Below are 24,712 nucleotides of genomic sequence, written 5' to 3'. Positions count from 1 at the left end.
TGACCCGGCGGCCGGTGCCGGGCCCGGGGAGCCGACGGGATGAGGGACGGGGAGCCTGACGATGCGCTGGGGTAGGCAGGCTTCCCGTCCCTCAGCGCGTGCGGCCCGGTCACCTCGGGCGGGTGGAGCTCTCGCGTACCTGCAGGCCGGTGCTGAGGGTGACGGTCGACGGCGGCCGTGTCGGGTTGGCGATCCGTTCGGTGAGCAGTACCGCGGCGGCGCGCCCCAGGTCGTAGGTCGGCTGGGAGACGGTGCTCAGCGACGGTCTGACCAGATGAGCCCAGGGAATGTCGTCGAACCCGACCACCCCGAACTCGGCCGGCACCTTCACACCGCGGTCGACGAGGCACTCGACGGCGCCGACCGTCATCAGGTTGTTCGTCGCGAAGACGCTGTCCGGCGGGTTGTCGCTGTCGAGCAGCGAGGCCATGGCCCGGTAGCCGCCCTCCTCGCGGAAGTCCGCGTACCGCACCAGATTGTCGGTCGCCTCCCGGTCGTGCGACCGCAGCGCGCGCTGGTAGCCGCGCAGCCGTTGGGCGGCGGTGGAGATCCGGCGTGGACCGGTGATGCAGGCGACCCGCTGGTAACCGTTGTCGAGGAGGTGGGTGGTCGCCATCTCGGCGCCCTGCACGTTGTCGACGAGCACGGTGTCGATGTTGACGCCGCGTAGCTGGCGGTCGATCGCCACGACCGGGATGCGCGCCTCGACGAGCCGGTTGATGACGGTCGGTCGGCCGGAGGTGGAGATGATGACACCCGCCATCCGCTCGGCCAGGGCCGCAGCGATGTACCGGGACTCCTTCTCCGGATCCTCGTCGCTGTTGCACAGGACCACCGAGTAGCCGGCGCTCTGCCCGACGTCCTCCACCCCGCGCACCATCGAGGTGAAGAAGGGGTTTCCGATGTCGGAGATGATGACGGCCCAGAGGCTGGTCTGACTCAGGCGCAGGTTGCGGGCGACGGCGTTCGGACGGTAATCCAGCTCCCGCATCGCCTGCTGCACGCGTGCGGCCATGACCGGGTCGACCGTGGTCCGTCCGTTCAGCACCCGAGACACCGTCGCGGGCGAGACCTGAGCCTGCCGTGCCACGTCGTAGATCGTCGCCATTCGCCTCCCTCCGCTCGCCCTTCCTGACGCTGTGCCTCGGCGCGGTCGCCCAGCCCGCCGCGGCGCCGGAACCCGGCATCCTACGGGTGGTTAGTGGCCGAACCGTCACGGGTGTTACCCGCCGGTTTCCGGCGCGGACAGGTCGCCGACCGGGCCTGCCGCGCTCAACCGTCGACGGTGAGCCGCAGGCCGGCGTCACCCCGACCGGCCCCTGCCTCAGCCTTCAACGTCACGAGGATACGCCCGTTCCGGCACGACCAGTAACGGGCTGGCAGCGCAGGGTGCCCGCACATGCCGCCATCGTCGTGGGTCGCTGTGCACCGCCGGCGACATGCTGGTCACCAATGTGACCCGGGGGAGAAATCCCGTGAGGACTGACGAATCGGAGCACGGAGGGCCTCCCAGCCGCCGCAGCGCTGCGGCGTGCTCTCGCGAGCGAGAAATCGTTTGCTCGCCCCTGGTCCAGGACCATAAGAGGGCGCTGGGTCGCTGTCAACAGCATCGCCCGTCGGTGGCGACAGAGGATTGACCACCGTGCGGCGGCGTGCCTACCCTGATCGCAATTGCAGCGAGAAATCGATTCCCTGATCCTGCATCGCGATCCGCCCCACCCACCGACGTGGAAGGCGACTCATGACACCCACCACCCCCGCACCACGTACCTCCGCTCGCCGGCTGCTGCGCGCCGCGTTCACCGCGGCGCTGCTCGCCGGAACCGCCCTCATCGGCCCGGCCGGGCCGGCCTCGGCCGCGCCCACCCCCTCCGACAACGGCCCCACCGGATGGGACGTCTACCGCAGACTCGACCGGCTCGCCGAACTCCCCGACGCCCCGCGGGCCTACCAGTTCTCCAGCTTCGACCGCAGCGGCGGCAACGACGACGGCTTCTCCGGCCAGTACTCCTGCCTACGCACCGGCGCCGAGGGCTGCGTCCTCGCCGAGGCCACCGGCGCCGGGGAGATCGACTCGATCTGGTTCACCCGCGACGAGGGCAACGTCTCCGCCACCGGCACCATCAAGGTGGTCCTCGACGGGGTGACGGTGCTCGACGCCAAGCTCCAGGACGTCGTGGACGGCAAGCTCGGCGCGCCCTTCGTCTACCCGGTGGTCGCCAACGCGGCGCAGAGCTCCGGAGGCGTCTACATCAAGGCGCCGATGACCTACCGCAACTCGATGCGGGTGACCACCGAGAAGAACCCGGTCTTCTACCACGTCACCTACCGCAAGTTCACCACCGCCGACGGGGTGCGCACCTTCGACCCGTCGGACCGTGCGTTGGACGTCATCGACCAGCTCAAGGCCGCCGGCACCCGCGACCCCAAGCGCCCGGAGCCGGGCGCGACGACCGCCGACCGGGAGTTCAGCGTCCCGGCCAAGGGCGCGGTGACCCTCGCCAAGGGCGTCGGCCCCGGTGCTGTCAACGGGCTGCAACTGCGGATCCCGCAACTCGTCGGGCCGCCGACGCCGGTCGCCGACGACGGCCGCGCCTACGGGCCCGGCGGCGGCAGCGAGTTCCGGGTGGCCGTCGACCCGGCGAACACCGGAGTGCGGCTGACCCGCCGGCTCGACCCGCACATCGGGCACCAGCGGGCGCAGGTCCTGGTGGACGGCGCGCCAGCCGCCGAGTGGCCGGCCAACGACCCGGTGCCCTTCGGCACCTGGCTCGACCAGAGCGTCGAGCTGCCAGCGAGTGTCACGGCCGGCAAGTCCACGATCACCATCCGCAACCAGTTCGTCTCGTCGGACCTGGACGTCAACGAGTTCACCTACTGGGTCGACAGCCTCGTCGCCGGCACCGCCAAGCGGACCGACACCCTCGACCTCGGCCCGTCCCACACCGACGCCGAGGCCGCCCACGGCTACCGGATCACCGCGCAGAGCTGGCAGGGCAGCAACACCATGAGCTACCCGGCGGACGCCGACCGCAAGGCGGCCGTCGCGGCCTCCGACGCGGTGCTGCGCGACAGCCGGCTGCGCATCACGTTCGACGGCAGGACCACCGTGGACGCGCCCCTCGGCGAGTTCTTCGGCACCGGCCTCGGGCTGCACCCGGTGCGGTCGCTGATGTTCGGCGTCGACCCCGCGACCGCGACACTCTCGGCCTGGTGGCCGATGCCCTACCGGTCAGGGTTCAGCATCGAGTTGCGCAACGGCTCCACCGTGCCGATCACGTCGTCGGTGGCCTCCGTGACCACCGCACGCTCCGCCCGCTGGGCGCCGGCGCTGCGCCCGACCGGCACGGCCGGCTACTTCCGGGCCACCGCGGCGAGCGCCGACACCACCCCCGGCGCCGACCACCTCTTCCTCGACGTGGCCGGCCGCGGAAAGTTCGTCGGCGTCACGCACACCATGGAAGGGCACATCCCCGCGGGCAACCAGCGCAACTACCTCGAGGGCGACGAGCGGGTCTACGTGGACGGCGCGCAGAGCCCGAGCATCCACGGCACCGGAACCGAGGACTTCTACGAGAGCGGCTGGTACTTCAACCACGGCACGTTCTCGGCGCCCACCAACGGCAACCCGGCCCACGAGGTCAGCGACTACGGCTGCCAGTACGACTGCACCGGCGCCTACCGGCTGATGCTCGCCGAGGCGGTGTCGTTCTCCACCGACCTGCGGTTCGGCATCGAACACGGCCCGGGTGACCAGGACCCGGCCCGGTACGGCTCGACCGCCTACTGGTACGGGCAGGACACCGTCGGGCAGCGCTGGACCGACACCGTCGACGTCGGCGACGCCGCCAGCGAGTCGGCGCACGGCTACACCTCCGGCGGCGAGCGGGAGGTGCTCACCGCGACCTATGAAGGCGACGACGGCGCGCCCCGACCGGTCACCGACGACACCCGCGCCTCGAGCACACCGGTCCGGTTCCGGGTCGCCCTGGACCGGGACAACACCGGCGCGGTGCTGCGCCGGGTGGGCGACCAGGCCGCCGGATACCAGTCGGTGAGCGTCCAGGTGAACGGGCACAACGCCGGCACCTGGTCACAGCCGCTGGCCAACGCCGCACATCGCTGGCTGGAGGACGAGTTCCGGATCCCGGCCGCGTACACCAAGGGCAGGTCGACGGTGACGGTCACGCTGACCCCGACCGACGGCGCGCCGGCCTGGTCCGCGGCCCGCTACGCGGTGCTCAGCGAGGTCACCCCCTTCGTCGACCGGACCCGGCCCACTCAGGTCGCCGGGCTCACCGCGACCAGCGGCACGACGAACGCGGTGGCGCTGACCTGGCGCCCGGCCACCGACGACGTGTACGCGCCGAGCTACCAGGTGTTCGCCTCGCGGCAGGCCGGATTCACGCCCGGGCCGGACAACCGGGTGGGCGTCACGACCCGGCCGAGCTTCGAGCACAGCGGGTTGGGCCTGCGCGAGACCTGGTACTACCGGGTACGCGCGGTGGACGCCGAGGGCAACCTCGGTGCCTACTCGGCGCCGGCGTCGGCCACCACCGGCGACACCCTGCGCGTCGAAGCCGAGTCGCTGCTGCCCGCGGTCTCCGCCGACGCTCCGGCGGACGTGCAGGGCGACTGCTGCGGCATACGCTGGTCGCGCGGCGCGCAGCTGTGGTTCCGACCGGACGCGCCGAACCGGAGTGTGACCGTGGCGTTCGAGGTGCCCACGACCGGCACCTACCAGCTGCACCTGGTGCAGACGCTGGCCCGGGACTACGGCACCAACACGGTGGCGATCGACGGCACCCGCATCGGCGAGGCGTTCGACGCGTACCACTCGCCGGACGTGATCGTCAGCGACCCGCTGGACTACGGCCAGCGTCAGCTGTCCGCGGGCCGGCACACGCTCACCCTCACGGTGACCGGCAAGGCCACCGCGTCGAGCGGGTACCTGGCCGGCCTCGACTACATCGAAGCCCGCCTGACCTCGTGACCGGTCCGGAGTCGGAGGCCCGCCCGGCGGGTCTCCGACTCCGCCCAACCCGCAGATCCCGCAGACGAGCCACGAGGTGCCGTATGACAGATCGGCCGCTGGTCCGGATGACCGGCATCGGCAAGCGGTTCGGCGGCGTGCACGCCTGCCGCGACATCGACCTCACCGTCACCGCCGGTGAGGTGCACGCGCTGCTCGGCGAGAACGGGGCCGGCAAATCCACGTTGATCAACATTCTCTCCGGGGTGATCACCGAGCACGACGGCACGATCGAGGTGGACGGGGAGCCGGTGAGCTTCGCCGGCCCGGCCGACGCCCAACGCGCCGGTATCGCCACCATCCACCAGGAGCTGGATCTGGTGGCGGGGCTGTCCATCGCGGAGAACATGTTCCTCGGGCGGGAGCCCCGCACCCGCCTCGGCACCGTCGACATCCGGGAGATGCGCCGACAGGCCACGGCACACCTGCGGACGCTCGGCGCCGACCTGGACCCGCGCCGGCTCGTGGGATCGCTGCGCGTCGGCGAGCAGCAGCTGGTCGAGATCGGTCGGGCCCTGTCGCTGCGCGCGCGAGTCCTGATCATGGATGAACCGACCGCGGCTCTGGCCGACGCGGAGGTCGAGCGGCTCTTCACGACGATCACCGAGCTGCGCCGGGCCGGAGTCGGCATCGTCTACATCTCGCACCGGATGGCGGAGATCGAAGTCATCGCCGACCGGGTGACCGTGCTGCGCAACGGCGGCGTCGCCGGCACCGTCGACCCCCGGGTCGCCTCCCGGGACGACATCATCCAGCTCATGGTCGGCCGCCCGGTCGACGCGCTCTTCGGCGAGGGCCGCAACGAACCCGGTGACGTGTTGCTCGACGTACGCGGGCTCGCCGTGACACCCCGCCGCCCGGTGCCCGGGCGGACGGCACCGGCCGGCGTCGACCTCACGGTGCGCTCCGGAGAGATCGTCGGCCTCGCCGGTCTGATGGGCGCCGGGCGTACGGAACTGCTGGAGACGTTGTTCGGCGCGGGCGGCTCCGGCCGGCACAGCGGCCAGGTGACGATCGACGAGCGGCCCTACCGCCCCGGCAGCCCTCGGGCGGCACTGGCGCGCGGGGTGGCGTTCGTCCCCGAGGACCGGCGCGGCGCGGGACTGATGCTGGAGCACTCCGTGGCGGACAACATCGCTCTCGCGGCGCTGTCCACGCTGACCACCCTCGGGCTGGTGCGCCGCCCGCTGCTACGCCGGACGGTGGCCGAACAGCTCAGCGCCCTGGCGGTGAAGGCGGCGTCACCGTCGATCGCCGTGGCCACGCTCTCCGGCGGCAACCAGCAGAAGATCGTGTTCGCCAAGCAACTGCTGAGGCGACCGCGACTGCTCCTGCTCGACGAGCCGACCCGGGGGGTGGACATCGGCGCCAAGGCCGAGATCTACCGCCTGCTGCACCGGCTCGCCGACTCGGGAATGGCGATCCTGCTCGCCTCGTCGGAGCTGCCGGAGCTGCTGAGCCTCTGTGACCGGGTGGTCGTGCTGCACCGCGGTCGCACGGTGGCCGTGCTGCCCCGCGCCCGCGCCACCCAACAAGCCATCCTCGCCGCCGCCAACGGGGACGACGTCAAGGAGTCTCGATGAATTCGCCCAACCCCACCCTCGCCGAATCGCCGCCGGAGACACCGCCCCGCCGCCGGACGATCCGACTGCCGAAGGACCGGCAGGCGATCGTCGACAACTTCTTCCGGTTCCAGAGCCTGTTCGGGCTGGTCGCCGTCTTCCTGATCGCGATCGCCGTGTCGCCGTCGCGCAACGGCGAGAACGTCTTCCTCAGCTCCGGAAACCTCGCCAACATCGTCCGGGCGGTCTCGGAGATCGGCATCATCGCGGTCGGGATGACGTTCGTGATCCTGATCGGCGGCATCGACCTCTCCGTCGGGGCGGTGCTCGGGCTCGCCGCGGTCGGGTCGGCCACGCTGATGGTCGACAGCGGCCTGGGCATCGTGCCGACGGTCCTCATCGTGCTGTTCATCGGCACCGCGTTCGGGGCCACCCAGGGCGCGATCGTCGCCCGGCTCGGGATCCAGTCCTTCATCGTCACCCTGGCCGGCCTGCAAGCGGCTCGGGGCATCGCCCGGATGTGGTCCGGCGGGCTGGGTGTCCCGATCGCCTACGGCGACGGGCCGCAGGAGGCCCCCGAGGCGTTCTCGCTGCTGAGCGGTTCGATCAACGGGGTGCTGCCGGTACCGGCCCTGCTCTTCCTCGCCATCGGGGTCGGCGCGCTCCTGGTGCTGCGCAGCACCGCCTTCGCGCGGCACGTGTACGCGATCGGCGGCAACGAGAAGGCGGCTCGGCTCTCCGGCGTGCCCGTACGGCGCGTCCGGGTCACCGTCTTCGCGATCTCCGGCCTGCTCGCCGCCCTGGCCGGGATCATCCACGCCGGCCAGCTCAACCAGGGCAGCCCGAACGACGGTGCCGGCTACGAACTGGACGCGATCGCGGCCGTGGTCATCGGCGGGACGAGTCTCGCCGGTGGCAGTGGATCCATGGGCGGCACGATCGCCGGCGCCCTGCTGCTCGGGATCCTGAACAACATCCTCGCCCTCAACAACATCGACGCGAACGTGCAGCTGGTCGTCAAGGGACTGGTCATCGTGGCTGCCGCCGCGTTGCAACGCCTGCGCCCCCGCATCGCCTGAACCCCACCACCACCCTGGAGGAAACATGCGCTACACCCGAAGAGCCATCACGATCCTCGCGCTGACCGTGCTCGCCGCCACCGCGGGGTGCAGCGTCGAGAAGGACGGCGGCGACAGCGGCACCGACGCCTCGGCCAGCTGTGGCAGCGGCAAGGAGTTCCTGATCGGCATGTCGCAGGCCAACAACGCCGAGCCGTACCGACAGGTGATGAACGATGACGTGACCACCGCGGCGAAGGCCGTGTCCGGGTTCGAGGTCGTCGTCTCGGACGCGGCCCAGGACAACAGCAAACAGGTCGCCGATGTGGAGAACTTCCTCTCCCAGCAGATCAACCTGCTGATCATCTCGCCGAACGAGGCGAAGCCGCTCACTGCCGTGGTGAAGAAGGCGTACGACCAGGGCATCCCGGTCATCGTGCTCGACCGCAAGGTCGAGGGTGACGCGTACACCGCCTTCATCGGCGGCGACAACGTGGCCATCGGCAAGGCGGCGGGCGAGTACTACGCCAAGACGCTGCTGCCGCAGGGCGGCAAGGTCGTCGAGATCGCCGGACTGCCCGGCTCCACCCCGGCCGCCGAGCGCGCCCAGGGCTTCCGGGAGGGCATCGCGAGCAACCCGAAGATCGAAATCGTGGCCACCCAGACCGCCGAGTGGCTGCGGGAGAAGGGGCAGAGCGTCATGGACGCGATGCTCAAGGCCCACCCCGACATCGACGCCGTGTACGCGCACAACGACCCGATGGCGGAGGGCGCCTACCTCGCGGCGAAGGCCGCCGGTAAGGAGACGGCGATCAAGTTCACCGGCATCGACGCGTTGCCGGTCGCGTCCGGCGGCATCAAGGCGGTCGAGCAGGGTCGTCTGCAGGCGACGTTCCAGTACGCGACCGGCGGACGCGAGGCGATCGACCTGGCCAAGAAGATCCTGGTCGACTGCGCGAAGGACGTGCCGAAGTCGACCACCCTCGGCACGCTGCAGATCACCAAGGACAACGCTGCCCAGGCCTACACCGAGCTCGGCGGCAAGCAGTAGCAGTCCCCAGGTGCGGGCCCGTCGCAGAGGCGGGCGGGCCCGCACCGCCCGACGAGCGGCGAATCAGCCACCGGGAAACCGCCACCGCAAACCCGCACCGAGCCCTGGAGGAAAGCGATGTCCCGACTACCGTCGCGCGTTGGCCGGCTGTCCGCGCTGTCCGCGCTGTTCGCCCTCGCCCTGAGCCTGGTCGCGACACCGGTCGCGGCCCGGGCTGCCGAACCGGCCGCGATCGACAACCAGCCGTACGAGAACCGCTCGACCGTGGTCGGCGCCGGTGACTTCGTGCACGTCTACGACCCGAGCGTGGGGGAGGACGAGCGCTGGTACTACAACGACCACACCATGGTGCGTGACCGCAAGACGGGTCAGTGGCACATCTTCGCGATCACCCACGCCGAGCCCGCCAACCCGCTGGACGAGCGGTTCTTCGGCCACGCCACGGCACCGTCCCCGCGCGGACCCTGGACGAAGCAGCCCTTCGCGCTGGAGGCCGACCCGGCCGCCGGCGAGAGCCACATCTGGGCGCCGTACGTCCTGTTCCACGGCGGCACCTACTACATGTACTACGCGGGCGGCACCGCCGACCACACGGCCTACCGCATGCAGCTGGCCACGTCGAAGGATCTGAAGACCTGGACCCGGCACCCGGCGAACCCCCTGTTCACCGACGGCTTCGACGGCCGGGACCCGATGGTCACCCGGGTCGGCAACCAGTGGGTGATGTACTACACCGCCAACAGCACACCGGCCGGCGGCCACCACATCGTCGCCTACCGGACCAGCAGGGACCTGGTGCACTGGGGCGCCCGGCAGACGGCCTTCGAACACCCGGCCACCGGCACCTTCGGCGGGCCGACCGAGTCGCCGTTCGTGGTGCGTCACGGCGGATCCTGGTATCTCTTCGTCTGCTGCGAGAGCGGATACCAGGACACCCGCGTGTACCGCAGCGCCGACCCCTTCCACTTCACCGTCGACCAGCTGGCGGGGCAGATCAACGCGCACGCCGCCGAGGTGGTCAAGGACGACTCCGGCACCGGCGACTGGTACGTCACCGGCGCCGGCTGGGGTCAGGGTGGCCTGTGGCTGGCACCGCTGCACTGGCGCACGCCGGTGGTGACGAAGGGCCGCATCGTCACGACCCCCTACTACCGGGCGGTCGTGCAGACAGCACCCCGGGCGCGGCTGGTCTCCTATGGCGCGGATCCCGCCGGACTGGGCGAGTACCGACCCGTCACGGACTCGTCGTTCCGCTCCACGGCGCCCTACCTCGCGGTCGGAGCCTTCGGGCCGACAGACGTGGCGGGTGCCGCCAGGGACGTGACCGTCTCCGCCGACGGCGCCGACATGAGTCTCAACGGCATTCCCCTCGGCGACGAGCCGGTGACCGTCGACTGGCGGTTCCGGTTCGACCTGGCCACCACGGACCTCACCTTCGTCTGGCACGTTGCCGGCCCGACCAGCGCGCCGGTCTGGGAAGCCGCCTGGAGTCTGGACTCGGCCCTGCCGCGGCTCGGCGACCCCGGCCAGCAGGACAGGGACGGTGACGCCGCTGGATTCACCCGTTGGACACTCGCCACCGACGACACGACCACGCTGGCGGCCGCCTACCGCGCCGGCTCGGCCTGGAGCGAGGACAACCGATGGTTCCACCGCCCCGGCGGAACCATCGCATGGCAGCCGCTGTGGCAGCCCGGCGGACGATCGTTGCCGCTCGGCGACCTTCCCGGAGGGACCTGGCGGCTAGGGGTGAGCGGGACCGCTGCCGACACGTCGTTCGCCGATGCGCTGGCGGCAACCCTCAACGGATCGCGGTAGCGCTCCGATCGCCCGCCGATGTTCGCGGTGACGCACGCGGACCAGGTTGGGCCTGCTGAGGACCGGCTTCAGCAGGCCCAACCGAACCAGCCGGACTCCGCCACCTGCGGCGGGAGCTTCCAGCGGCGCTCAGCCCCGGCCGGCCACGACCACGACCACGTCGGCGATGCGGTCGCGCGATCAGCCTTCATCCGCCCGCGACGCCGAGCGGTCCGGCTGCGGCGCGTGTTCGGCCTGCGCCCACACCAGGGCCTGAGCAGCGATGACACGTTCACCGTTGTAGGTGATGGCGGGATCGCCGTGCAGGCGGTACCCAAGGTCGAGCATCTCACTGACCCTGCGGCAGAAGCTCTCATCGTCGGGCCCGGTCAGTAACCGGTAACGCGGCAAGCCATTCGGCGGCGCACTTGTCATGCGTCAGGTCCCCGATCCCGCTCGTCCTTCAGATCTCATTGAACCTAGAGCACAGTCGGTTCCCGAAGACCGCGGCGAAGACGAGGGTGAGCTCGGCCCAACCCCTCAGGTGAACGCCTGGCCGAACTGGTCGCTGATGCCGGCTTCCGAAAGCGGGGTACCGAACGGCGGCGCCCCGGAGATCCGAGGCGCCGCCAGTTACCCCCGGATCAGAGGGCGAGGTCGAACCGGTGCTCGTCGGTGAGCGAGTTGCACAGCGCGTCGCAGGAGTCGCCGGTCACCGTGCCGAAGGCAACCCCCGGCGCGAACGGCCGCTCGGTCGGGGTCACCGCGATGCGGATCCGCTGGGTCGTCCCGTCGCAGGCGACCTTCCGGGTGGTCGTTCCGGTGCGCACCGTGTCGCCGATCGCCTGGGCGACCTTCACGGTGAGGTCGACCTGGGTGGGCTGCGAGCACGTCAGCGTGATCGGCACCTGGATCGCCGCCCCGTTGGCGTCGATCTTCGCCGCGCCGCCGAGGGAGACGGCGGTCAGCGGGGCGCCGTCGGCGAGGGCCACGGCCCGCTGCTGCGACGAGGTCGTGGCGCTGGCCGAGGGAGCGTAGGCCAGGGTCGCGCCGGCGGCGACCAGGCCGATGACGATCAGGGGCAGGCGGAACGGGCGTACCTTCATGGGTCGGTCCCTTTCGGTGTGGCTTCGGCCGGCGGCGGGTGCCACCGGAGCGCGCCGCCGGGTGTTGCGGCGACGGCGGTTACACCCCGGCGGCGGCGCGCGGGTTTCGCGACCCGGAATGGCGAACGGATGAACGGTTCCTGTCCGGCAGGCGCCCCCGGCGGGCGCCCCCGTGGGCGCACCCGACCGCCGTCCCCGGTCGCGAGAATCGCCCGGCGCGGGGCGGCCTGACGGCGGCTGGGTACCGTCGGCGCATGGACGCTCTCCCGCACGGCCGCGCCGACACCGACGGCCTGGCCGAGCTGGCCGCGCTGCTCACCGGCCCGGTGGTGCCGGCCGCCCGAGGGCTGCTCGGCTGCCGGCTCTCCGCCGGCGGGGTCACCATGCGGATCACCGAGGTCGAGGCGTACGCCGGTACCGCCGGTGATCCGGCCTCGCACGCCCACCGGGGCCGGACGGCGCGGAACACGGTGATGTTCGGCCCGGCCGGGCACGCCTACGTCTACTTCACCTATGGCATGCACTGGTGCATGAACGTCGTCACCGGGCCGGACGGTGAGGCCTCGGCGGTGCTGCTGCGCGCCGGCGAGGTGGTCGACGGTCTCGACGTGGCGCGGGCCCGGCGCACCGCCGTACGCCGGGACGTGGACCTCGCCCGTGGACCGGCCCGGCTCTGCGCGGCCCTGGGCATCGACCGGACGGTGTACGGGCGGTACCTGCTCGGCGACGGCCCGGTCCAGCTGCGGCCGGGCACCGCGCCGGTGCCACCGGCGGCGGTGGTCGCGGGGCCTCGGGTCGGGGTGACCGGGGCGCACGACGTCCCGTGGCGGTTCTGGATCGAGGGCGACCCGACGGTGAGCGCCTACCGCCGCCACACGCCACGCACGCGGCGCTGACGCTCGATCGTCGGGGGATTCCCGTCCCGCCCGGGGGCGGGCGCTGTCGTTCTGTCGGTGGGTGTGGCCATAATCACGCCGACACGACGCCCGAGGATCGGAGGACGGCACATGCCCACCCTGCTCGCCATCGGCACCGGTAAAGGGCTCTTCCTTGCCACCAGCACGGACGGCCGGCGCAACTGGCGGGTCAGCGGCCCACACTTTCCGATGACCGGCGTCTACGCGGTCGCGATCGACAAGCGGCGGCCCACGCCCCGCCTGCTCGCCGGGATGACCAGCTCGCACTTCGGCCCGAGCGTGGCCACCAGCGACGATCTCGGTGCCTCCTGGCAGGAGCCGGAGCACTCGCCGGTCGCGTTTCCGGCCGACACCGGGGCGAGCCTGGACCGGGTCTGGCAGCTCACCCCGGCCGGACCGGACCAACCCGACGTCGTCTGGGCCGGCACCCAGCCGTCGGCCCTGTTCCGTTCCGACGACGGCGGGGTCAGCTACCAGCTGGTCCGAGGGCTCTGGGACCATCCGCACCGCGAGCAGTGGGGCGCCGGCTTCGGCGGGCAGGCGGTGCACACCGTGCTGCCGCACCCGAGCGATGCCGACCAGGTCGTGGTCGCCATGTCCACGGGCGGGGTCTACCGCACCGACGACGGCGGCCAGACCTGGGCGCCCGGCAACACCGGCATCCGCGCCTACTTCCTGCCCGACGAGTGGCCCGAGTTCGGCCAGTGCGTGCACAAGGTCGTCCGCGACGCCGGTGATCCGGAGCGGCTCTACGCGCAGAACCACCACGGGGTCTACCGCTCCGACGACGGTGGGCACACCTGGGCGTCGATCGCCGAGGGCCTGCCCAGCGACTTCGGGTTCCCGATCGTGTCGCTGCCCGGCCGGCCCGACACGGTCTTCACCTTTCCGCTGGCCGCCGACGGCGAGCGTTGGCCGGTCGGGCACCACTGTCGGGTCTACCGCTCCGCCGACGCCGGGCAGAGCTGGCAGCCGCTGAGCGCGGGCCTGCCCGAGGCACCCTTCTACCCGTCCGTGCTGCGCGACGCGATGTGCGCCGACGACGCCGAGCCCGGCGGGGTCTATCTCGGCACCCGCTCCGGCGAGGTCTACGCGAGCCGCGACGAGGGCGACTCGTGGGCGCTGGTCGCCGCGCACCTGCCGGACGTGCTCTGCGTCCGGGCCGCGGAGGTCTGAGTGGTCACCGTGCTGCTGCCGGGCCCGCTACGCGGCGAGGCGGGTGGGGCCGGCCGGCTGACGGTCGCGGCCGCCGGTTCGCTGCGGGTGGTGCTCGACGAGCTGGCCGTATCCTGGCCACGGCTGGCCCGCCGGATCCGTGACGAGCGCGGCGAGCTGCGCCGCTACGTCAACGTCTACGTCGACGGGGAGGACTGCCGGCACGTCGGCGGGCTCGAGGCCCCGGTGCCCGACGGCGCCGAGGTCCAGGTGCTGCCCTCGGTCGCGGGCGGCTGACCCGGCGCGCCACCGGCCGGCGCGGGTTGTGACCGCCGCCACGCCCGAGGTGCTTGCCGATGAAATTTTTGACGCGTCAAATATGTTTTCGGATGCGTCCGGGTCCACCACGGCCCCGGCATGACATCCCCGAGGAGCGGTCATGCAGTTCGGAGTCTTCACCGTCGGCGACGTCACGGTCGACCCGACCACCGGTCGGGAGCCGACCGAGCATGAGCGGATCAAGGCGATGGTGACCATCGCGCTGAAGGCCGAAGAGGTCGGCCTCGACGTCTTCGCCACCGGCGAGCACCACAACCCGCCGTTCGTACCCTCGTCGCCCACCACCATGTTGGGCTACATCGCCGCGCGTACGTCACGGCTGCTGCTCTCGACCGCGACCACCCTGATCACCACCAACGACCCGGTGAAGATCGCCGAGGACTACGCGATGCTGCAGCACCTGGCCGACGGCCGGGTCGACCTGATGATGGGTCGCGGCAACACCGGGCCGGTCTACCCCTGGTTCGGCCAGGACATCCGCAACGGGATCCCGCTGGCCATCGAGAACTACGACCTGCTGCACCGGCTGTGGCGGGAGGACGTGGTCGACTGGAAGGGCCGGTTCCGTACCCCGTTGCAGTCGTTCACCTCGACCCCGCGGCCGCTCGACGGCGTCCCGCCGTTCGTCTGGCACGGCTCGATCCGCAGCCCCGAGATCGCCGAGCAGGCCGCGTACTACGGTGACGGCTTCTTCGCCAACCACATCTTCTGGCCCAAGGAGCACACCCAGCGGATGATTCAGCTCTACCGGCAGCGCTTCGCGCACTACGGCCACGGCTCCGCCGACCAGGCCATCGTCGGCCTCGGCGGCCAGGTGTTCATGCGCAGGAACTCGCAGGACGCGGTCCGGGAGTTCCGGCCGTACTTCGACAACGCCCCGGTGTACGGGCACGGGCCGTCGATGGAGGAGTTCACCTCGCAGACCCCGCTGACCGTGGGCAGTCCGCAGCAGGTCATCGACCGCACCCTCGGCTTCCGCGAGTACGTCGGCGACTACCAGCGCCAGCTCTTCCTGATGGACCACGCCGGGTTGCCGCTCAAGACCGTGCTGGAGCAGCTCGACCTGCTCGGCGAGGAGGTCGTGCCGGTGCTGCGCAAGGAGTTCGACGCGCTGCGTCCCGCGCACGTGCCGGCGGCGCCGACCCACGCCTCGCTGGTCGCCGCGGCGGGCGGCGCCAAGGACAGCACCGTCCACGCCGTCGACGACGTGACCGGTAAGGCGCCCGAGGTGAACCGATGACACAACGCATCCTCGCCGTGGTGTCGGCCGGGCTCAGCCTGCCGTCGTCCACCCGGCTGCTCGCCGACCAGCTCGCCGCGGCCACCCGCGACGAGCTGGCCCGGCAGGGCGACGCCGTCGAGCTCCGCCCGGTCGACCTGCGCGAGCACGCCCACGACGTGGTCAACCACCTGCTCACCGGCTTCCCGTCGGCTCCGCTCAAGGAGGTGCTCGACACGGTCACCGGCGCGGACGGGCTGATCGCGGTCACCCCGATCTTCAACGCCTCCTACAACGGGTTGTTCAAGTCCTTCTTCGACCTGGTCGAGGCCGACGCGCTGATCGGCCGGCCGGTGCTGGCCGGCGCCACCGGCGGCACCGCCCGGCACTCGCTGGCGCTGGAGCACGCGGTCCGGCCGATGTTCAGCCACCTGCGCGCGGTGATGGTGCCCACCGCCGTCTTCGCCGCGCCGGAGGACTGGTCCGGCGGCGCGGCTGACGGCGCGCTGCGGGCCCGGATCAGCCGGGCCGCCGCCGAACTGGCCGACGAGATGCATCGCCGGCCGCCGTCGGCCGGCCCGGTCGACCCGTTCGCCCTCACCACCTCGTTCGAGGAGCTGCTCGGCCGCTCCGACCGCTGACCGCCCAACCGCCGGCCGGGCCCGCGGGCCCGGCCGGCGGGGCGTGGCCGGGCCTGCGGGCGGCCCAACGAGCGTGGCTGGGTCAGCGGGCGTTGCCGGGTCGGCGAGCGTTGCCTGGTCGGCAGGCGGGTCAGCGGGCGTTGCCGGGTCGGCGGGCGTTGCCGGGTCAGCGGGCGTGGCCGTGCGGGTGGGCGATCAACACGGGGCAGTGCGCGTGCTGCACCAGAGCCTGGCTCACCGAGCCGAGCAGCAGCCCGGCGAACCCGCCCCGGCCCCGCGATCCGACCACCAGCAGGGCCGCCTCGCCGCTCGCCTCGATCAGCGCCGCCGCCGGGTCGGCGGTGTCCAACACCCGTTGCGTCACCGCCAGGCCCGGATGGCTGCCCTGCACGTCAGCCGCTGCGGCGACGAGCGGTTGGTCGGCCGCCGCCGGCACCTCGTCCGGGCCCGCGCGGCCGTGGTCGGTCCGGATGTGCACCAGCACCAGCTCCGCCCGCCGGCGCGCCGCCTCGTCGGCGGCCTGCCGGACGGCCAGCTCGGCGAGCTCGGACCCGTCCACACCGACCAGCACCGGTCCGTCGACCGGGACCGGCGCCTCGGTGGGCCGTACCACCAGCACCGGGCAGCGCGCGTGGGCGGAGACCTGAGTGCCGACCGAGCCGAGCAGCAGGCCGGCGAAGCCGCCGTGGCCCCGGCTGCCCACCACCACCAGCTCCGCCCGCCCGGACTCCTCGACCAGGCTCGCGCCCGGACCGCCGGCCACCTGCCGGAACTCCACGGTGATCCCCGGCCAACGTCCGGCGAGCTCGGCGGCGGCCCGCTCCAGCATCCGCTGACCCTCGTCGCTCGGCTCCGGCAACCCCAGGTCGTACGGGTTCAGCGGCACGCCGGAACCGAGGGGGTGCAGGTAGCCGTGCACCAGGTGCAGGGGCAGCGAGCGCAGCGTGGCGGCCCAGGCCGCATGCTCGGCCGCCGCCAGACTCGACGGTGATCCGTCCACTCCCACCACGACGGGTCGACTCATCTGCCCTCCCACACCTAGACCTGGCAATTCTCAACCCACCACCCCCCACCCACCCCCATTTCCCCACCCCCGCCCGTGTCGATCATGCAGTTCTGGTGCCCGTTGCCTCCGGCTGTGCCGGTTCTGTGAGGCACCACAACTGCATGATCGCGGGAGACGGGGTGGTTATCCGCGGGTGGCTGGTGGTTGGGCGGGTTGGTGGTGCACGAGCAGTTCGTCGACCTCCAGGCGGCCGATGCGCAGCTCCCGGATGACCGCCCGGCGGATCGTGAGTCGTCCGACCGCCAGTACCGCCACCGCGGCGGCCCCGCCCGCCAGCGCCGAAACCGCCAGCGATCCGAGGGCGGCCGCCCCCACGGCCCGGGCACCGACGGCGAGCGCGCCGACCGAGGTCGCGCCAACCGCCCGGCGTCCGGATGCCGGCGCCGGCATCCGGGATGATCCGCTACGTATCCGTCTCATCCGCCCATTCTCCGCCCGTTCAACGCGCGGCGCGCCGCATCAACCGGCCGCCGCCCGCGCCGCGCGGGCCTCCGCGTCGTGCGGGGCCTCCGCGTCGTGCGGGGCCTCCGCGTCGTGCGGGGCCGCCGCGTCGTGCGGGGGCTCCGCGTCGTGCCGGGTTCAGCGCTCCCGCCGCCCCCGTGTTGCGGTGGCCCGGTCCCGCACCGCGTTCGTCCCCTGCTGTGCTGGCCCGGCCTCGGTTGCGCTTCGACGCCCTGAATGTCGGCGGTCGGGCCTATCCTCGGTGGCCGTGACCGCTGACCTGCGCCTGCGTCCCGTGCACGACGACGATCTGCCGGATTTCTACCGCAATCAGCTGGACCCGGAGGCGATCTGGATGGCCGCGTTCACCCCCGACGATCCGGCCGACCGGCAGGCGTTCGCCGACCACTGGCAGCGGGTCCGCACCGACCCGCGGATCGTGTCCCGGACGGTCACCGTCGACGGCCAGGTGGTCGGCTACGTGCTCGCCTTCCCGGTCGGCGAGCGGACCGAGGTGAGCTACTGGATCGACCGGCGGCAGTGGGGCCGGGGCTACGCCACCCGCGCGCTGGGCGCGCTGCTGGCCGAGCTGCCGCAGCGCCCACTGCACGCCCGGGCCGCCAAGGACAACCTCGGCTCGCTCGCCGTGCTGCGCAAGTGCGGCTTCGTCATCCGCGGGGAGGATCACGGCTACGCCGCCGGCCGCGGCCACGACGCGCAGGAGTACGTGCTGGAGCTGCCCGCCTGAGCCGGGCCGGCGGCGCGCGCCGGCCGTGCTGGCCAGGGCGGGGACTACCCTTGCGGGGTGAACTGGCTGGAACTCGTCGGCTGGGTCGGCTCCGTGGTGCTGGTCTGGTCCCTGCTGCAGACCCGCATCCTCCGGCTGCGTGCCCTGAACCTGATCGGTTGTCTGATCCTGATCGGCTACAACGGCGCCGTTCAGGTCTGGCCGATGGTCGGGTTGAACATCGTGCTCGCCGTGATCAACGTCTGGTACCTGCGGAAGATGCTCGCCACCCGGCACGACGAGGCGACCTACCAGGTGGTCGAGGTCGGCGTCCACGACCAGTTCCTGGCCCACACGCTGCAGGTGCACGCCGCCGACATCGCCCGGTTCAACCCCGGCTTCGAGTGGCCGGCGCAGCAGCGGCCCACCGCCGAGGATGACCGCTCCGCGTTCCTGGTGGTCCGCGCCGACGAGGTGGTCGGTGTGGTGATCGCGCACGCCGAGGCGCGCGGCGTCGCGCAAATCGACCTGGACTACGTCACCAAGCGGTTCCGCGACTTCACCCCGGGGGAGTTCGTCTACCGGCGCAGCAGCCTCTTCACCGACCGGGGCTTCCGGCGGGTGGTCAGCCCGCCCGGCATGGTCGCCCCCTACTACCACCGGCTCGGCTTCCACCGCGAGGGCGACGCGTACGTGCTCGACCTGCCGGAGCCGTCGGTCACCTCACCGGCCTGATAGTCGGCTCACCCGGACGGTGGACGGAGGGTTCACCCCCCGGCGAGTTGGGCACTGATGCGCGTACGCCGGCCGGGGCCTCCGGGCGGCGGCGCCGGCGCCGTCCGGTGTGCCTCGGGTGAGGGAGAGAGCCGGCGTGCAGAGCTACTGGGGCCAACTGGCCTTGGTCGGAGTCCTGGTCGTCCTCAACGCCGCTTTCGCCGGCAGCGAGATGGCGCTGGTCTCGCTGCGGGACAGCCAGGTGCAGCGGCTGGAACGCGCCAGCCGTGCCGGCCGGGTGCTGGCCCGCCTGGCGACGGACCCGAACCGGTTCCTGGCCACCATCCAGATCGGTATCACCCTGGCCGGTTTCCTCGCCTCGGCCGCCGCCGCGGTGTCCCTGGCCAAGCCGCTGGTCCCGCTGCTGGGCGGGCTTGGCGACGCGGCCGAGCCGGTCGCCATCGTGGTGGTGACCCTGGCGCTGACCTTCGTCACCCTGGTCTTCGGCGAGCTGGCCCCGAAGCGGATCGCGATGCAGTCGGCCGAGCGCTGGGCGCTGCTGGTGGCCCGCCCGCTGGACCTGCTCGCCAGTCTCACCCGCCCGGCGGTCTGGGCCCTCGGCGCCACCAGTGACATGGTCGTCCGCCTGGTCGGGCTGGACCCGAACCCGCAGCGCGACGAGATCAGCCCGGACGAGCTGCGCGACATCGTCTCGGGCAACCACGGGTTCACCAAGGAGCAGCAGACGATCATCGCCGGTGCGGTGGAGATCGCCGACCGGCGGCTGCGCGCGGTGCTGGTGCCCCGGTTGCAGGTCTTCTGCCTGGACAGCGGGACGACCGCGGAGGCCGCCCGGCTGGTGCTGGCGGCCACCGGGCACTCCCGGGCGCCGGTGGTCCGGCACGGCGGGCTGGACGACGCGGTCGGCGTGATCCACCTGCGGGATCTGGTCGGGGTGCCGGACGACCGGTCGGTCGACGAGTGCGCCCGGCCGCCGATGTTGCTGCCCGACTCGCTGCCGGTGGTGGACGCGCTGCGCCAGTTCAAGGCCGAACGCCAGCACATCGCGCTGGTGGTCGACGAGCGTGGCGCGGTCGACGGCATCGTCACCCTCGAGGACATCCTGGAGGAGATCGTCGGCGAGATCTACGACGAGACCGACCGGGACGTGCGTTCGGTGCGTACCGAACCGGACGGGGCGCTGCGGCTGCCCGGCACCTTCCCGGTGCACGACCTGCCGGACGTCGGCGTCACGCTGCCGGGCCGGCCGGACGGCGACTACACCACGATCGCCGGCCTGGTGCTCGCCTGCCTCGGGCACATCCCGACCGTGCCGGGGGAGGACGTCGCCGTCGACGGTTGGCAGCTGGAGGTCGCCCGGATCGACCACCGGGCCATCACCGAGGTCCGGCTGCGCCGCCGCCCCGAACCGGCCGCCGACGCCGACGCCGAGCCCGACGCTGAGCCCGAGGCCGAGCCGGCCCTCGACCAGGCGCGCGGCTGATCGGCGCCCCGGCACCCGGCCTGATCAGCTCACCGGCGGAGGGCCGGTCGGGAAGTCGGGCAGCGGCGGGTCGAGCCGGACCTGGTCGAGCGGGACCAGCCAGGTGCTGCGGGCCAGCCGCCGCGCCACCAGCCGGATCACCCACGGGCCGGACGGATGCCGCTCGGGCCCGATGAGCCGGCCACTGACCCGGCCGTACCAGTGGCCGCCGACGACCACGTCGGTGAGCCGGAGCCGGCCGTCGGGAAATCCGCCCCGCACCACCAGGTCCACCACCTGGCCGAGCCGCCGGCCGTGCCGGTCGTACGCCGTCCGGCCGAGCAGCTCACCCGCTCGCATGGCCCGACCCCGGGATGCGGTCGATGAGGTGCCGGCGCAGCCACTCCTCCACCGGCGACTCGGGCAGTTCGTCCGCCCGGGCGCGCAGCCACACCGCGCTGTCCACCCGGGTGACCAGGTGGAACGGGATCCGCAGCGCGGTCACCGGCCGGTCGGTGACGAACCGCTCGGCCGCCAGGATCAGCAGCCGGCCCAGCCGTCCGCCCACCCTTTCCCCGAGCGCGCCCGGCCCGACCAGCAGCGTCCGCACGTACGGGACCTGGTCGTCGTCCAGGTCGAACTCGATGTCGTCGACCTTGCCGACCAGCCGCCCGTCGACGTCGACGAGCTGGCGGTCCAGCAGCTGCCGCCCGACCTGGAACCTCACTGCCCCATCCTCGTGGTGATCGCCAGCGGGATCGCGGCGATCGAGGCGGCCACGATGAGCAGCAGGAACACCGCCCCCAGCAGGTTCATGAAGCGCCCGTTGACCCGGTCGCCGAGGTACGTCCGGTCGTTCGCGACGATCAGGATGGGCAGGTACGTCAGCGGCAGTGCGACGGCGCTGACGATCAGCATGTACTCGGTGAGCGTGATCGGGTCGACCGTGGTGAGCAGCACCAGCACCCCGAGCAGGATGCTCACCAGCAGCACCGCGTGGAACCGGGCGGCCTCGCGGGGGCTGACCCGCTTACCCCACTGCCAGCCGAAGTACTGCGCGGCCGCGTACGCGGCGGAGAGCCCGGTCTCCAGGGCGGCGCCGAAGGTCACCGCGAAGAACGCCAGCGCCGCGACGGCCAGGCCCACCGCCCCGAACGCCAGCACCGCCGGCTCCGCCACCTGGTCGAGCCGATCCACCGACACCCCGTTCGGGTGGAAGACCACCGTCGCCGTGGCGATCAGCGACAACGCGAGGAACCCGCCCACCGGGAACCCGATCAGCACGCTGGAGCGGGCGTCGGCCAGGTCGGCCGAGCTCCACCGCTCCTCGACGCCTCCGGAGGAGAAGAAGACCACCTCGTACGGGCTCACCGTGGAGGCGAAGAGCGCCACCGCGACGAACCAGTAGGCGGCCCAGCCGTAACCGGCCTCGGTCGGGTCCACCACTCCGCGGGCCAGGCCGGCCCAGTCGGTGGGCAGCGCGAACAGCGCGACCGCGAACACCACCAGGGCCAACCCGGCGAGTCCCCACACGCGCTCCATCAACGGGAAGCGCATCCGCCAGAGCACCAGCCAGACCACGAAGCCGGCGATCGGCACCCAGATGAGGTACGGCAGCCCGGAGGCCAATCGCAGCGCGAGCGCCACGCCGCCCAGCTCCGCCGCCAGGGTGAGCACCGTGACCAGGTATGACGCGACCAGGTTGAGCAGCGCGATCCGCGCGCCGAGGCGCTCGCGGACCAGGTCGAAGACCGCCCGTCCGGTCACCGCCGCGATCCGTCCGGCCATGTCGGCGTACGCGCAGATGCCGATCACGCCGACCAGCAGCACCCAGGAGTGGCTCATCCCGAACCGTGCGCCGGCCTGGCTCGCCGCCACCAGGTCACCGATGTCCACGAAGCCGCCGACGGCGGAGAGGACGCCGAGGGTCGCGGCGAGGAGCTTCCTCACGTCGGACCGGCGGTGGGCGGTGTCATCGACGCGACGATAACCGCGCCAACCTCCGCAGTTGTCACAAACCGGTCAGCCGCCGGGTGTCTCCCGGGCTTGGCCGCTACGCCGGGTGGGTGCGTGCTGTGGCGCGGGTCAGGCGGCGGGGGAGAGGTTCTGCAGTCGGACCTGGCCGCGGGCGACGAGCCGGTCCTCGCCGTCGGTGATCACCACCTGCCAGAGCTGCTGGCTGCGCCCGCGGTGCACCGGCGTACCGACCGCGGTGAGCTCGCCCTCCCGGACGGCGCGCAGGAAGTCGGTCTGGTTCGCCACGCCGACGACCGTGCCACGATCGGCCAACCAGAGCGAGGCGCCGACGCTGGCCGCGGTCTCCACCACCGAGCAGTAGACCCCGCCGTGCTGGATGCCGAACGGCTGGTGCAGCTCCGGGCGGACCTGCCACCGGATGACCACCCGGTCGGCGGACGCCTCGTCGAACTTCAGGCCCAGCAGGGCGACAAAGCCCCCGGTCAGGTCCGGCTTCTCCACGGCGTACGCCTCCTCGATCATGGGAGGGCCAGCGTATCCGGCGGTGTTCGGCGAAACCCGGTACGGTCCGGCGCCGGCGATGGGGGAGAATCGGTGACCGTGAGCGACAGCAGCCTCCCGCCGTCCCGGCGGGACTCCCTGACCGATGACCTGCTCTGGCGGGGCCTGATCCAGGACTCGACCGGCCTCGACGAGCTGCGCGAGCTGCTCGACGGCGGGAGCGCCACCTTCTATGTGGGCTTCGACCCGACCGCGCCGAGTCTGCACGTCGGCAACCTCATGCAGGTCGTGATGGGTCGGCGACTTCAGTTGGCCGGGCACCGCCCGCTGCTGCTGGTCGGCGGGGCGACCGGCCAGATCGGCGACCCGAAGGAGAGCGCCGAGCGCACCCTCAACCCGCCCGAGGTGATCGCCGGCTGGGTCCAGCGCATCCGGGACCAGCTCGCCCCCTTCGTCTCGTACACCGGGGAGAACGCGGCCCAGCTGGTCAACAACCTCGACTGGACCGCCGAGATGTCGGTGGTGGAGTTTCTCCGCGACGTGGGCAAGCATTTCCCGGTCAACAAGATGCTCGCCCGCGAGGTGGTCAAGGCCCGACTGGAGACGGGCATCAGCTACACCGAGTTCAGCTACCAGCTACTGCAGGCCAACGACTTCTTCGAGCTGCACCGACGGCACGGCTGTCAGCTTCAGTACGGCGGCTCCGACCAGTGGGGCAACATCACCGCCGGCGTGGACTACATCCGCCGCCGCGGGGCCGGGCCGGTGCAGGCGTTCACCACCCCGCTGGTGACCAAGTCCGACGGCACCAAGTTCGGCAAGAGCGAGACCGGCGCGGTCTGGCTCGACCCGGAGATGACCAGCCCGTACGCGTTCTACCAGTTCTGGGTCAACGCCGACGACCGGGACGTGGTCCGCTACCTGCGCTACTTCAGCTTCCGCTCCCGCGAGGAGCTGGAGGAGCTGGAGAAGGCGACCGCGGAGCGCCCGGCGGCGCGGCTGGCCCAGCGGGCACTCGCCGAGGAGCTGACCAGTCTCGTGCACGGTGAGCGGGAGATGGCCCAGGCGGTGGCCGCGAGCCAGGCGCTCTTCGGTCGGGGGTCGCTCGACGAGCTGAGCCTGGCCACGTTGCGGGCCGCGCTCACCGAGGCGGGGCTCGTGCAGCTCACCGAGCTGCCCGACGTGGCCGGTCTGCTCCGGGATTCCGGGCTGGTGCCGAGCATGAAGGAGGCGCGGCGGGTGATCGCCGAGGGCGGCGCGTACGTGAACAACAACCGGGTGACCGAGGCCGACGCGACCGTCTCGCCGAGCGACCTGCTGCACGACCGGTACCTGGTGCTGCGCCGTGGCAAGCGATCGTTCGCCGGGGTTGAGCTGCGGCAATAGTCGTACGTCGACGGTGTGACGCGGGACGCGCCCGGTGGATTTGACGATCAATCCGCCGGGCGCGTAACTTTCTCTCTGCCAGCGCGGAACGGACGAAACGGGGCGAAAGCCCGGAGCGGCCGGAGCGCGGCAGGAACTTTCCGGACCGGCGGTCGAACTGCCGGACCGGGTTCCGGGCGGTGCCCCGGATTCGCCGCGAGGCGGATTTGGCGAGGCGGAACCGACCGGGTAAGGTTCACAGCCGGCAGGGCGCCGGGCGAGTTCGCGGGAAACCGCGGCGGCCGGTCTGCCGGACCCCGTTACGAGAGCGGCGAAAGCCGGTCGAGTCGCGGCGCCCGCAAAATGGTTTGAAGCGCGATAAGCCGCAACACAGCGGTTTGACACGGCAAAAACCAGCGGGTAACGTAGTAAAAGTGCCCGGCGCGGGAGCGGCGGGTGTGGTGAGCGGAATTGCCCCGGATGGGGGCCTCCTGGTGGGGGTTCTTCTGATGGTGTGTGGTTGTTCTTTGAGAACTCAACAGGGTGCTTGATAAGCCAGTG

23 protein-coding genes are annotated in these 24,712 nt (G+C 72.0%); 14 read left to right on the top strand and 9 right to left on the bottom strand.

The window, feature by feature from the left end; translation table 11 throughout:
• Positions 1-109 precede the first annotated feature (109 nt).
• Complete coding sequence (locus tag AB0C04_RS20120) at positions 110-1,108, bottom strand: LacI family DNA-binding transcriptional regulator (RefSeq protein WP_357056658.1); 999 nt, start codon at positions 1,106-1,108, stop codon at positions 110-112.
• 633 nt (positions 1,109-1,741) lie between these two features.
• Here AB0C04_RS20120 and AB0C04_RS20115 point away from each other — a divergent pair.
• From AB0C04_RS20115 to AB0C04_RS20095, 5 genes are all read left to right on the top strand, one after another.
• Positions 1,742-4,993, top strand: coding sequence for a DUF2961 domain-containing protein (locus AB0C04_RS20115; RefSeq protein ID WP_357056655.1), 3,252 nt, complete (start codon positions 1,742-1,744; stop codon positions 4,991-4,993).
• Between the two features lie 83 nt (positions 4,994-5,076).
• Positions 5,077-6,615, top strand: a complete 1,539-nt coding sequence (locus AB0C04_RS20110) for a sugar ABC transporter ATP-binding protein (RefSeq protein ID WP_357056652.1) — start codon at positions 5,077-5,079, stop codon at positions 6,613-6,615.
• On the top strand, positions 6,612-7,673 hold the full coding sequence (locus AB0C04_RS20105) for an ABC transporter permease (protein WP_357056649.1): 1,062 nt from the start codon (positions 6,612-6,614) through the stop codon (positions 7,671-7,673). The genes AB0C04_RS20110 and AB0C04_RS20105 overlap by 4 nt, the downstream gene beginning before the upstream one ends.
• Positions 7,674-7,698: 25 nt before the next feature.
• On the top strand, positions 7,699-8,703 hold the full coding sequence (locus AB0C04_RS20100; protein WP_357056646.1) for a substrate-binding domain-containing protein: 1,005 nt from the start codon (positions 7,699-7,701) through the stop codon (positions 8,701-8,703).
• A 117-nt stretch (positions 8,704-8,820) separates the two neighbouring features.
• The gene (locus tag AB0C04_RS20095; RefSeq protein WP_357056643.1) at positions 8,821-10,521 is read left to right on the top strand and encodes a glycoside hydrolase; all 1,701 of its coding nucleotides are present in this window, start codon (positions 8,821-8,823) and stop codon (positions 10,519-10,521) included.
• 180 nt (positions 10,522-10,701) lie between these two features.
• Here the strand turns inward: AB0C04_RS20095 and AB0C04_RS20090 are convergent, their stop codons facing one another.
• Both AB0C04_RS20090 and AB0C04_RS20085 read right to left on the bottom strand, forming a co-directional pair.
• Positions 10,702-10,935: a DUF1737 domain-containing protein gene (locus tag AB0C04_RS20090; RefSeq protein WP_357056640.1), complete on the bottom strand. Its 234-nt coding sequence runs from the start codon at positions 10,933-10,935 to the stop codon at positions 10,702-10,704.
• A 209-nt stretch (positions 10,936-11,144) separates the two neighbouring features.
• Positions 11,145-11,606, bottom strand: coding sequence for a hypothetical protein (locus AB0C04_RS20085; protein WP_357056637.1), 462 nt, complete (start codon positions 11,604-11,606; stop codon positions 11,145-11,147).
• A gap of 254 nt (positions 11,607-11,860) precedes the next feature.
• On the opposite strand from AB0C04_RS20085, the gene AB0C04_RS20080 reads away from it, so the two are divergent.
• The 5 genes from AB0C04_RS20080 to AB0C04_RS20060 all read left to right on the top strand — a co-directional run bounded on the left by AB0C04_RS20080 (position 11,861) and on the right by AB0C04_RS20060 (position 15,877).
• Positions 11,861-12,502, top strand: coding sequence for a DNA-3-methyladenine glycosylase (locus tag AB0C04_RS20080; RefSeq protein WP_357056634.1), 642 nt, complete (start codon positions 11,861-11,863; stop codon positions 12,500-12,502).
• Positions 12,503-12,613: 111 nt separating this feature from the next.
• Positions 12,614-13,699 (top strand): exo-alpha-sialidase, encoded by a 1,086-nt coding sequence (locus tag AB0C04_RS20075; RefSeq protein ID WP_357056631.1) that lies wholly within the window; start codon positions 12,614-12,616, stop codon positions 13,697-13,699.
• On the top strand, positions 13,700-13,975 hold the full coding sequence (locus tag AB0C04_RS20070; RefSeq protein WP_357056628.1) for a MoaD/ThiS family protein: 276 nt from the start codon (positions 13,700-13,702) through the stop codon (positions 13,973-13,975).
• A gap of 142 nt (positions 13,976-14,117) precedes the next feature.
• Complete coding sequence (locus AB0C04_RS20065; RefSeq protein ID WP_350875858.1) at positions 14,118-15,257, top strand: LLM class flavin-dependent oxidoreductase; 1,140 nt, start codon at positions 14,118-14,120, stop codon at positions 15,255-15,257.
• The gene (locus AB0C04_RS20060; RefSeq protein ID WP_357056624.1) at positions 15,254-15,877 is read left to right on the top strand and encodes an FMN reductase; all 624 of its coding nucleotides are present in this window, start codon (positions 15,254-15,256) and stop codon (positions 15,875-15,877) included. The genes AB0C04_RS20065 and AB0C04_RS20060 overlap by 4 nt, the downstream gene beginning before the upstream one ends.
• Before the next feature lie 166 nt (positions 15,878-16,043).
• Here AB0C04_RS20060 and AB0C04_RS20055 read toward each other — a convergent pair whose 3' ends face one another.
• Together AB0C04_RS20055 and AB0C04_RS20050 are read right to left on the bottom strand one after the other, a co-directional pair.
• Positions 16,044-16,901 carry a universal stress protein gene (locus AB0C04_RS20055; RefSeq protein WP_357056621.1) on the bottom strand — a complete coding sequence of 286 codons (858 nt, stop codon included), beginning with the start codon at positions 16,899-16,901 and terminating at the stop codon, positions 16,044-16,046.
• Between the two features lie 165 nt (positions 16,902-17,066).
• Complete coding sequence (locus AB0C04_RS20050) at positions 17,067-17,363, bottom strand: hypothetical protein (protein WP_357056618.1); 297 nt, start codon at positions 17,361-17,363, stop codon at positions 17,067-17,069.
• A 289-nt stretch (positions 17,364-17,652) separates the two neighbouring features.
• Between AB0C04_RS20050 and AB0C04_RS20045 the strand changes: the two genes are divergently transcribed.
• The 3 genes from AB0C04_RS20045 to AB0C04_RS20035 all read left to right on the top strand — a co-directional run bounded on the left by AB0C04_RS20045 (position 17,653) and on the right by AB0C04_RS20035 (position 20,329).
• Complete coding sequence (locus AB0C04_RS20045; protein WP_357056615.1) at positions 17,653-18,132, top strand: GNAT family N-acetyltransferase; 480 nt, start codon at positions 17,653-17,655, stop codon at positions 18,130-18,132.
• Positions 18,133-18,189: 57 nt separating this feature from the next.
• Complete coding sequence (locus AB0C04_RS20040; RefSeq protein ID WP_357056612.1) at positions 18,190-18,846, top strand: hypothetical protein; 657 nt, start codon at positions 18,190-18,192, stop codon at positions 18,844-18,846.
• A 136-nt stretch (positions 18,847-18,982) separates the two neighbouring features.
• A complete protein-coding gene (locus AB0C04_RS20035; RefSeq protein ID WP_357056609.1) occupies positions 18,983-20,329 on the top strand; it encodes a hemolysin family protein in 1,347 nt (448 codons plus the stop codon).
• 24 nt (positions 20,330-20,353) lie between these two features.
• On the opposite strand, the gene AB0C04_RS20030 is transcribed toward AB0C04_RS20035, so the two are convergent.
• The 4 genes from AB0C04_RS20030 to AB0C04_RS20015 form a co-directional block, all read right to left on the bottom strand.
• Positions 20,354-20,668 carry a PRC-barrel domain-containing protein gene (locus AB0C04_RS20030; protein WP_357056606.1) on the bottom strand — a complete coding sequence of 105 codons (315 nt, stop codon included), beginning with the start codon at positions 20,666-20,668 and terminating at the stop codon, positions 20,354-20,356.
• On the bottom strand, positions 20,655-21,035 hold the full coding sequence (locus tag AB0C04_RS20025; RefSeq protein ID WP_357056603.1) for a hypothetical protein: 381 nt from the start codon (positions 21,033-21,035) through the stop codon (positions 20,655-20,657). The genes AB0C04_RS20030 and AB0C04_RS20025 overlap by 14 nt, the downstream gene beginning before the upstream one ends.
• Positions 21,032-22,258 (bottom strand): divalent metal cation transporter, encoded by a 1,227-nt coding sequence (locus AB0C04_RS20020; RefSeq protein WP_357056600.1) that lies wholly within the window; start codon positions 22,256-22,258, stop codon positions 21,032-21,034. Before AB0C04_RS20020 ends, AB0C04_RS20025 begins: the two co-directional genes overlap by 4 nt.
• Positions 22,259-22,393: 135 nt before the next feature.
• Positions 22,394-22,807, bottom strand: coding sequence for a PaaI family thioesterase (locus AB0C04_RS20015; protein WP_357056597.1), 414 nt, complete (start codon positions 22,805-22,807; stop codon positions 22,394-22,396).
• 78 nt (positions 22,808-22,885) lie between these two features.
• Between AB0C04_RS20015 and tyrS the strand changes: the two genes are divergently transcribed.
• Positions 22,886-24,172 carry a tyrosine--tRNA ligase gene (gene tyrS, locus AB0C04_RS20010; RefSeq protein WP_357056594.1) on the top strand — a complete coding sequence of 429 codons (1,287 nt, stop codon included), beginning with the start codon at positions 22,886-22,888 and terminating at the stop codon, positions 24,170-24,172.
• Positions 24,173-24,712: the final 540 nt, after the last annotated feature.

Source organism: Micromonospora sp. NPDC048909 (assembly GCF_040649635.1).
GTDB lineage: Bacteria > Actinomycetota > Actinomycetes > Mycobacteriales > Micromonosporaceae > Micromonospora.
This window is presented reverse-complemented; position numbering and strand designations above follow the sequence as displayed.